Here is a 7,439-nt window from a genome sequence, read left to right as displayed (position 1 = left end):
TATCTCTGGTTTCACTTTGACTGCTTTTGTAGCACACTGTCGGCGCGCTACGGCCTTAAGCTGAGCTTGTTCAGGCGTATATTTCTTTGCCTCCCATAGCAACTGACCGCCTTTCTTAGAAATTGCACTTATTAGGCGAATCCAAGAAGCGTAAATATTTTTCTAAGTCGATAATCATAGACGTATGTTTGAAAGAAGACAGATATATGTTGTCAGCGAGGTAGCGGATAAAAGAACCGGATGCCGGGAATAAAAACGACGCAACATCCGGTCAATAACCATTTAACCCCTAATAGTACTCAAACTCAGCCATTCCATAATTGTTTATAAATGGTGACCATCTCAGCGATGGTAGGAATCTTCGGGTTATTGCCTGGTGAACCAGATGCTTCCGCTTGTTTTGCCATTGTTTCTACAACAGCAAAAAAGTGTTTTTTATCCATGCCAAATTGCGCGGGTGTCGGCACGGAAAGCGATTCATTTAAGTCAACTAATGTAGTCAGTAGTTTTTCACCGGCGGTGTCATCATTATCTGTTAATTTTGCAAAAGTCAGTGCACGCGCGCATTCGGCATAGCGTGTTTTAGCTGATTCCAAAGAGAAACGGGTGACGGCGGGAAGTAACATGGCATTAGATAATCCATGTGGAACGTGGAAGAACGCCCCGACAGGGCGGCTCATGCCATGCACCAGTGCAACAGATGCGTTGGAAAATGCAATACCTGCAAGGGTTGAACCGAGCATCATCGCTTCACGGGCAGCCTTATTATTGCCATCGTGGTATACCTTGCGCAAATTGGGACCGATAAGTTTCATGGCGGCAATGGCTTGGCTATCTGAGTAGGGATTTGCTTTTCGGCTGACATAAGCTTCAATGGCGTGAGTCATCGCATCAATGCCCGTGTCTGCCGTTGTCCGTGCCGGAACGCTGATCGTCAGTTCATAGTCAATGATAGCGGCAATCGGCATGAATCCTGCGCCAGCGCAAAGCAGTTTTTCGTCCGTTTTTTCATCGGTAATAATGGTGAAACGAGTGCATTCTGAACCCGTTCCCGCAGTAGTAGGAATGGCAATGATCGGAAGCCCCTGTTTATTAACTTGACGAGGGAAACGGTAATCGTTGATTGTGCCCCCAAATTTACCCATTACTGCAATCGCTTTTGCACTGTCAATCGGGCTTCCGCCCCCGAGTGCAATAACAGCATCAAATAAACCGCCTTTTACCTTTTCAATTCCGGATTGAATAGAGACCGCAGTGGGTTCAGGTACGGTGTCAGCATAAACTTCGCTTTCAATGCCATGATCTTGCAAGATAGATTGTAATTTACCCAAATAACCTAATTGAATCATCATCTTGTCTGTCACGATCAGTGGCTTTTTACTGCCAATACTTTGTAGAACTCGTGGCAGATGGACGATAGATCCACCGCCTATTTCCATAATGCGGGGCAACACGACAGTAGACATATGTAGCTCCTTAGTTAAATGAAATGCGCGTTTATGATAATTGTCACAACAGGCAATTTTTCGAAGTTCTGAAACCAAAAAATATAAGAAAAATCTTTAAAATAAGATAATTAAAAAAAGCTCTCCCTGATATAAGTCAGGGAGAGCCAAGTTCAAGAAGAGAAAAAATGATTAGAATTTAACGTTAAACCGAGTCCAATAAGTACGGCCTGGTTCGTTTACTTGGGTATCAGCGGGATAACCAAAACCCTGACTTCCTGCTAGGTTCAGGTGTTCGCTGTAGATTTAGTGTGTTCCACATTAGTAGCCCAACCACTGGTTGGTATAGCAAGTGCAACAGCCAAAGCGGCTGTCAGAGGAGATAGTTTCATTTACGTAAGTAAACTCATAACTAGTGATTCGATAATTGAGGTTTAACTTGAATGTAGTTTCATTGCAAACTCTTTGTTACAACCTTGTACGAGGAATTAAAAAATGTCAGAGAGAAATTCTTTTCAATCATTGAATTTTAAAGCGCATTGGATGCCATTCAGTGCTAATCGTCATTTTCAAAAAGATCCACGTATCATTGTCTCCGCTGAAGGAAACTGGCTGGTTGATGATCAAGGTCGGCGTATTTATGACAGCCTGTCCAGCCTATGGACGTGCGGAGCAGGGCATTCACGTACTGAAATTAATCAGGCTATTTCCAAGCAATTGGATACATTGGATTATTCCCCGGGTTTTCAATATGCACATCCGTTGTCATTTAAACTGGCAGATAAAATTGCCAGCCTGATGCCTGATGATTTAAATCACGTATTTTTTACCAACTCTGGTTCAGAAGCTGCCGATACTGCGGTGAAAATAGCCCGCGCTTACTGGCGCATTCAAGGGCAATCCGCAAAAACTAAATTTGTTGGTCGCGCCAGTGGCTATCATGGTGTCAATATCGCCGGAACCAGTCTTGGTGGTATTGGCGGTAATCGTAAAATGTTTGGTCAGTTTATGGATGTGGATCATCTGTCACATACATTACAACCCAATATGGCCTTTACTAAAGGTATACCGGCTACTGGTGGTCGTGAGCTTGCCGACGAGTTGCTAAAACTGATTGAATTGCATGATGCCAGTAACATTGCCGCAGTTATCGTTGAACCTGTTGCGGGTTCTGCTGGTGCGATTGTCCCGCCACAAGGCTATTTGCAACGCCTGCGGGAAATATGTACACAACACAATATATTACTGATTTTTGACGAAGTAATTACCGGTTTCGGACGCTTGGGGCATTGGAGCGCGGCTGAAATGTTCGGTGTAACACCGGACATTCTCAATTTCGCCAAACAAGTTACCAATGGTGTCATTCCGCTTGGTGGTGTTGTTACCTCCAGCAAAATTTACGATACCTTTATGTTACAACCGCTGCCTGAACATATGATTGAGTTCAGCCACGGTCATACTTATTCAGCTCATCCAGTTTCTTGTGCTGCGGGATTGGCAACATTGGAGCTATTGGAAAAAGAAAATCTGGTGCAACAGTCTGCTGACTTGGTTCCTCATTTCGAACAAGCATTACATGAACTTCAGCATTGCCCAAACGTGATAGATATTCGAAATTGTGGGCTGGTGGGTGCAATTCAGATGGCACCACGGGATGGCGATTTGTCTATCCGGGCTTTTGAAGCAGGTATTGCGTTATGGAAAGCGGGTTTTTATGTGCGTTTTAGTGGAGACACATTGCAATTTGGCCCTATGTTCAATGCCAAAATGGATGATCTTGATCGTTTGTTCAATGCTGTGGGTAATGTTTTACATCAAATTAAATAAAGGAAATGAAGAAGTATGAAAACAATTACCCATTTAATTAATGGTGAAACAATTACAGCTGATTGTAGAACAGCCGCCGTATTTAACCCCTCCACAGGGAATGTGATACGCCAGGTTGAAATGGCAAATACAGAAACTGTACAACATGCGATTGCTGCGGCAAAAGCTGCACTTCCGGCTTGGCGTAACACCCCTCCGGCAAAACGTAACCAAATATTATTTCGCTTTAAACAATTACTTGAACAACACGAAGAACAGATAATTACGCTGATCAGCGAAGAACATGGAAAAACGCTGGAAGATTCAGCCGGAGAACTAAAAAGGGGCATTGAAAATGTCGATTTTGCCACCGCCGCCCCGGAATTGCTGAAAGGAGAATTCAATCGCAATGTTGGGCCTGAAATTGATTCATGGAGCGATTTTCACGCAGTGGGTGTTGTGACAGGAATAACGCCATTTAACTTCCCTGCAATGGTGCCTTTATGGATGTATCCGCTGGCCATTGCTTGTGGCAATACTTTTATCCTTAAACCCTCTGAGCGCACGCCCAGTTCAGCACTATATATCGCAGAACTATTCCATCAGGCCGGATTGCCAAGAGGTGTACTGAATGTTGTCAATGGAGATAAAGAAGCCGTTGATTGTTTAATTGAATCTCCTGATGTGAAAGCACTGAGTTTTGTCGGCTCTACACCAACAGCAGAATATATTTACAGTGAAGGAACACGACGCGGTAAACGAGTTCAGGCACTTGGCGGAGCAAAAAACCATGCTGTATTAATGCCTGATGCAGATTTGAATAATGCGGCCAGTGCACTTATGGGAGCGGCGTACGGTTCGTGTGGTGAGCGCTGTATGGCTATTTCTGTTGCTGTATGTGTCGGCGATCAAGTTGCAGATGACTTGATTAAGAAATTAATACCTCAAATTCAGGCTCTTAAAATCGGTGCCGGAACAGAACACGGTCTGGATATGGGACCACTAGTGACCAAAGTTCATTTGGAAAAAGTGTCTGACTATGTCACGGGCGGTGTTAAAGCAGGAGCTAAATTGATTGTTGATGGTAGAAATTTATCAGTCGATGGTCACCAAAATGGTTTCTTTATCGGTGGTTGTCTGTTTGACCATGTCACACCAGATATGCACATTTACCAAGAGGAAATTTTCGGACCAGTATTATGTATAGTGAGAGTATCCAGTCTGGAAGAAGCGATAGCGCTGATTAATGATCACGAATATGGCAATGGAACTTGTGTCTTTACCAATGACGGTGAAGCTGCCCGATTGTTTGCCAATGAGATTGAAGTAGGTATGGTGGGAATCAACGTTCCATTGCCTGTGCCTGTTGCTTATCACAGCTTTGGCGGTTGGAAGCGCTCATTGTTCGGTGATCTGCACGCTTATGGCCCGGATGGTGTACGTTTTTATACACGTCGTAAAACTATTACCCAGCGTTGGATTAAACGTGAAACTCATGAAGCTGCCCAATTCGCCTTCCCAGGCAATCACTGATTTTTGTTAATTTCTTAAAAGAGCAGTAAAACTACCGCTCATTTAATGGAATAGGGAACAACATCTCCCGTCATGCAGAAGGTAAAGTTGATGCAATTGTCCTTCACTTTGATTTGGTATAAAAAAGATACTTATGCGAAACATAAAGATATTAAATATTATAATTCTATCTATAACGACAATGATAACTTCAAATTCTTTGGCAGATGAAATTAGAGCAAGAAATTTAGGCATCCCTTTCTCTGGCGTAACGGGGAAAAATAATGCAATTACAGATGTTGGTGGTGTAAAAGTAGGCTACTCAACCATCATCAAAGATGATGGAAAGTTAAAAATCGGAAAAGGCTCAATAAGAACAGGGGTCACAGCTATATTACCGAGAGGAAAGAAATTCAGTCCTGTATTTTCCAGTATATTTTCTTTAAATGGAAATGGAGATATGACGGGTAGTCAATGGGTTGAAGAAAGTGGCTTCTTGGAAACGCCAATATTAATAACTAATACCCATAGTGTTGGCGTTGTCAGAGATTCAACAATTAGCTGGATGATTGATAATAATCTGACTTCACCACTAAAAGATGATTTATTTTGGTTATTACCTGTAGTTACAGAAACATGGGACGGAATATTAAATGATATAAATGGTATGCATGTAAAAAAAGAACATGTATATAATGCGTTGAATAGTGCTAAATCAGGTGCAATAGAAGAAGGTAATGTGGGTGGTGGAACGGGCATGAAACTTTTTGATTTTAAAGGAGGTACAGGTACTTCATCACGAATTTTAGACAAAAAAGATGGGGGATACACTGTCGGTGTTCTTGTCCAGGGCAATTTTGGCAATAGGGATGATTTGATCATCGCAGGCATTCCAGTTGGTAAAAAAATAAATGATTTCCATTCTATATATCATGGAGATAAGAAAAAAATAAAGGATGCAGGATCGATAATTGTTGTGGTTGCCACAGATGCACCATTAGCGCCTCATCAACTGGATAAAATAGCCAAAAGGGTATCTCTCGGGCTTTCAAGGGTAGGTGGGGTTGCCAGAAATACTAGCGGTGAGATATTTATTGCTTTTTCAACCGCAAATAATGGTGCTTTCTCCCGAAAAGATATAAGCACCATAAAAATATTGCCAAATGACAAACTAGACCCTTTGTATGAGGCAACAATAAATGCAACAGAAGAGGCAATCATTAATGCTATGTTCGCCGCTAAAAAAATGGTTGGGAGAAATGGTAATACTTCATTCCCTATCCCTAAAGATAAAGTCAAGGAACTATTAAAAGAGCATAATATACTTTTGGGTTATTAGTTAAGGTCGGATTTTTTCACTTTAACAATCCATGTAATGGTATTCAGTGTGGGGCCTGTTTTATCCAACATATTAATACTTGGTTTATTGTCTTTTTATTACCTCTTTCTGAATATTGATTGGTACACGTTTGGATACACGTGTCATATTTCAAACGCTAGCCACTACACTTATCTGAATTAGCACATTAAACTACAGCTTACCTGTTTACTATACAACAAATGATATTATTCAATGGCATATAAGGAGCCACTTTATGAAGAATGGAAGAAGACTTTTTCTGAAACAGGCGAGTGTTACTGGTGCAGTATTTTCATTATTACCTCTGATGTCAGCAGGAGCTATCGCTTCTTCACAAGGTCAATCAAAGAAAGAAGATGGTATTGATATAGGCGTTTGCGAGATGACTCCAGAGGAAATGTCAGGTCCATATTTTATAAATAACAAACTGCTTAGAAGAAATATAACAGAGGATGAACCCGGGATACCTCTTTTATTGACAATGAAAATAATTGACTCTGTAAATTGTAAACCTTTAGATGATATCTTTATTGATATATGGCATTGTAATGCAATGGGTAAATACTCAGGTTGGAAATACATAAGTCCAGATCTAGAAGCTCCATCTGGTAATATAGGATCGATTTCAAGAACTGATGAAAGCACATTTCTTCGTGGGGCACAAAGGACAGATAAAGAAGGTATAGTCAGATTCACTACAATATTCCCTGGATTTTATGCTGGAAGAGCTATACATATCCATTTATCAGCAAGGAATGCGAATGTACAAAAAAGACAGGAAGATAAATTCTATTTTGTAGGTCAGCTCTATTTCCCTGAGGGTATATCTAAAGAAGTAATGACTAATGATATGTATTCTCCAAGGGCTATTAATAGACTCAAAAATGAAGACGATTCTGTCTTTTCTGGAGTTAAAAATAGGGCTGCAATTTTGACAATAGAAAAAATAGGTGATAATCCATTGGATGGATTACATGGAAAGATAGTGTTATCTATTAATAAAGATCATGTATCCAAGAAAATAGTCCCTAAAGACTTGGCTAAACACACTGTATAGGTCAGTCTGAACGGAGCTTGAGGTTCAGACCGGATCCGACAGATACCGATGTATCTGTCGGATTAAACCTAGCTTGTTTGAGTCATGCGGCCATTCAGATCCGTTAGACATGAATAATCAGCATGCCACAACAGTTTCATTATTTTGAAAATCGTGGGAATATTTTAGCAATTTCGCCGTAAACCCTCACCCGATGAGGGCGGGAATATAAGGCGTAAAACGCGATAGCGGCTTAATCTGGGGTCGCCTGACTCTCCAC

General features: G+C 41.3%; 5 protein-coding genes. 4 read left to right on the top strand and 1 reads right to left on the bottom strand.

Annotated features, from left to right (window positions below):
* Positions 1-305 precede the first annotated feature (305 nt).
* Positions 306-1,466 carry an iron-containing alcohol dehydrogenase gene (locus BM329_RS13630; RefSeq protein WP_092554236.1) on the bottom strand — a complete coding sequence of 387 codons (1,161 nt, stop codon included), beginning with the start codon at positions 1,464-1,466 and terminating at the stop codon, positions 306-308.
* Between the two features lie 474 nt (positions 1,467-1,940).
* Here BM329_RS13630 and aptA point away from each other — a divergent pair, with 474 nt between their 5' ends.
* The 4 genes from aptA to BM329_RS13610 all read left to right on the top strand — a co-directional run bounded on the left by aptA (position 1,941) and on the right by BM329_RS13610 (position 7,180).
* Complete coding sequence (gene aptA / locus BM329_RS13625; RefSeq protein WP_092554233.1) at positions 1,941-3,272, top strand: omega-aminotransferase AptA; 1,332 nt, start codon at positions 1,941-1,943, stop codon at positions 3,270-3,272.
* A 15-nt stretch (positions 3,273-3,287) separates the two neighbouring features.
* Positions 3,288-4,784 carry a CoA-acylating methylmalonate-semialdehyde dehydrogenase gene (locus BM329_RS13620; protein ID WP_092554230.1) on the top strand — a complete coding sequence of 499 codons (1,497 nt, stop codon included), beginning with the start codon at positions 3,288-3,290 and terminating at the stop codon, positions 4,782-4,784.
* Between the two features lie 133 nt (positions 4,785-4,917).
* Positions 4,918-6,102, top strand: a complete 1,185-nt coding sequence (locus BM329_RS13615; RefSeq protein ID WP_092554227.1) for a DmpA family aminopeptidase — start codon at positions 4,918-4,920, stop codon at positions 6,100-6,102.
* Between the two features lie 256 nt (positions 6,103-6,358).
* Positions 6,359-7,180 (top strand): intradiol ring-cleavage dioxygenase, encoded by an 822-nt coding sequence (locus BM329_RS13610; protein ID WP_092554224.1) that lies wholly within the window; start codon positions 6,359-6,361, stop codon positions 7,178-7,180.
* Positions 7,181-7,439 lie beyond the last annotated feature (259 nt).

It is taken from the genome of Xenorhabdus koppenhoeferi (genome assembly GCF_900116635.1).
In the GTDB taxonomy this organism is placed as follows: Bacteria; Pseudomonadota; Gammaproteobacteria; order Enterobacterales; family Enterobacteriaceae; genus Xenorhabdus; species Xenorhabdus koppenhoeferi.
Note: the sequence above shows the minus strand (reverse complement) of the source record. Positions and strands in the feature narration are given on the sequence as shown.

What these genes read in the sequence shown, in the direction of transcription:
- BM329_RS13615 (WP_092554227.1), top strand. Translation starts at nt 4,918, where the DNA reads ATGCGAAACATAAAGATATTAAATATTATAATTCTATCTATAACGACA.
- aptA (WP_092554233.1), top strand. Translation starts at nt 1,941, where the DNA reads ATGTCAGAGAGAAATTCTTTTCAATCATTGAATTTTAAAGCGCATTGG.
- BM329_RS13620 (WP_092554230.1), top strand. Translation starts at nt 3,288, where the DNA reads ATGAAAACAATTACCCATTTAATTAATGGTGAAACAATTACAGCTGAT.
- BM329_RS13610 (WP_092554224.1), top strand. Translation starts at nt 6,359, where the DNA reads ATGAAGAATGGAAGAAGACTTTTTCTGAAACAGGCGAGTGTTACTGGT.
- BM329_RS13630 (WP_092554236.1), bottom strand. Translation starts at nt 1,466, where the DNA reads ATGTCTACTGTCGTGTTGCCCCGCATTATGGAAATAGGCGGTGGATCT.